Source organism: Pseudomonas inefficax (assembly GCF_900277125.1).
In the GTDB taxonomy this organism is placed as follows: Bacteria; Pseudomonadota; Gammaproteobacteria; order Pseudomonadales; family Pseudomonadaceae; genus Aquipseudomonas; species Aquipseudomonas inefficax.
The window spans coordinates 1-2,090 of record NZ_OPYN01000015.1 but is presented as its reverse complement, the minus strand read 5'-3'; the positions used below and the strand labels follow the sequence as shown (position 1 = coordinate 2,090).

The following is a 2,090-nucleotide window of genomic DNA, read 5'->3' as shown; positions in this document are numbered from 1 at the left end:
CGAACTGAAGCATTTGGTTTCAGGTTCGGAAATGTCTTACAGCTCTAGAACCTAGGCGAGGGCTCTGCCCTCGATCGCCGGCAAGCCAGCTTCCACAGGTGAATTACAGGGCTCGAAAACAGCGCAGTACCTGTGGGAGCGGGCGTGCCCGCGAAGAATCCAACGCGGTGCATGGCACCGGCTGCGCCGGTGTTCGCGGGCACGCCCGCTCCCACAGGGTCCCTGCTAAATCAGTAAGTCAGGTGCAGTTCTATGGGAGCTGGCTTGCCGGCGATTGGGCCTCATGGCTTGGCGGTATCCTTCCACCCCCCACCCAACGCCAGGAACACGCCAATCTGCCCCAACGCCACCTGGCTATTGGCCGCCGCCAGCTGCGCACGCATGTCGGTATATGTCCGTGTCGCCTGCAAGTCCGCCAGGAACGACTCTCGCCCCGCCTGGTAATAGCGGTGCGTCTGATCGGCCGCTTCCTTGGCCGACTTCTCCGCCTCGGCCAGCGCGTCACGCCGGTCCAACAGGGCGCTGTACTGCGCCAGTCGGGTCTGGGTCTCGCGAATGGCGTTCAGCACCACTCCATCGAAATTCGCCAGGGCTGCCTGGGTCGAGGCTTCGGCCATGCGAATGCGGGCGCGGGTGCCGTTGGTGGGGATGCTCCAGCTGACCTGCGGGCCGAAGCCCCAGCGGTTGGTCGACGGCTCGCCGAGGTTTTCCAGGATACCGATGGTGCCCACCTGGGCGCCGATGCTGATGTCCGGATACAGCGCGCCAGTCGCCACGCCAATGTAGGCCGTGGCGGCGGCCAGCTGGCGTTCGGCCTGGCGCACATCTGGGCGGCGCTTGAGCAGCGCGGCGCCATCGCCCACCGGCACCAGCTGGTTCAGGTGCGGCAGCTCGGCACAATCGGCAGTGCCGGCAGGCAGCTGATCGACCGGCTTTGCCAACAAGGCAGCCAGGGTATACATGCCGGTCTCGCGCTCCGCCTTGAAGCGTGGCAGTTCGGCACGCAACGATTTGAACTGGGTCTGCGAGCGGGTTACCTGGGTTTCGTCGCCACGGCCAGCATCGCGCAGCCGCTGGTTCAGCTTGACGCTCTGCTCCTGCAGATCGAGCGACTCGCGGGCAATGTGGTATTCCTCGTTGGCCGAGCACACTTGGGTATAGGCCTTGACCACATCGGCCACCAGGGTGATGCGGGCGGTGTCGGCAGCGGCCTGCACCGCATCGGCATTGGCCTTGGCGGCCTCGGTGCCACGCTTGAAGGTGCCCCACAGGTCGAACTGGTACGAGGCACTGATAATGGCCTCGCCGATGTTGGCCACCGGCACCTTCTCGGGCAACAGGAAGGCTTCGCCCGATTCCTGCAGGCGCTGGGCACCCAGTTTGACGCCGCCATTGAAGCCACCCTGCGACTCGGCCACTTCGACCTGGGCACGGGCCTTGACAATGTTGGCGGCAGCCACGCGCAGCTCGGTGTTGGCACTCAGGGCCTGGCGCACCAGCTCGTTCAGCCGTTGATCCTGATACAACTGCCACCAGTCCTCAGGCACCGGCGCCGAAACCACACTGTCGGCATCCTGGCGCAACGGGCCGTTGAGGTCGCTGCGTTGCACCGCCGCCTCCTTCGGCACGTCATAGTCGGGGCCGACCATCATGCAGGCGCCCAGCGACAGGCATAGCCCTGCCAGGATCAACTGTTTCATTGGCGCTGCCCCTCGATGATCGACACCGTGGCAGTACGCCCGGCGATCATGCGGAAGTCTTGCGGCACTTCATCAAAGGCAATGCGCACCGGAATACGCTGGGCCAGGCGCACCCAGCTGAACGCCGGGTTGACGTTGGGCAACAGGTTGGCACCACTGCTGCGGTCGCGGTCTTCGATGCCAGCTGCGAAGCTTTGCACATGGCCACGCAGGCGAGTGTTGTCGCCCATCACGCGGATGTCCACGGCATCGCCGATGTGGATGCCGCCCAGCTTGGTTTCCTCGAAGTAGACAGCAACGTGGTCTGAAGCGCTGTCGACCACCGACAGCACCAGGAGGCAGGCGGTGACAAATTCGTGATTACGCGGCACACGGTCGTTCAGTGAACCG

The 2,090-nt window shown here is 64.6% G+C and carries 2 protein-coding genes; both read right to left on the bottom strand.

The window, feature by feature from the left end; translation table 11 throughout:
- Positions 1–281 precede the first annotated feature (281 nt).
- Positions 282–1,700 carry an efflux transporter outer membrane subunit gene (locus tag JV551A3_RS01990; protein WP_133978279.1) on the bottom strand — a complete coding sequence of 473 codons (1,419 nt, stop codon included), beginning with the start codon at positions 1,698–1,700 and terminating at the stop codon, positions 282–284.
- On the bottom strand, positions 1,697–2,090 hold a 394-nt coding region (locus JV551A3_RS01985; protein ID WP_328592076.1), incomplete at its 5' end, for an HlyD family secretion protein. The genes JV551A3_RS01985 and JV551A3_RS01990, both read right to left, overlap by 4 nt.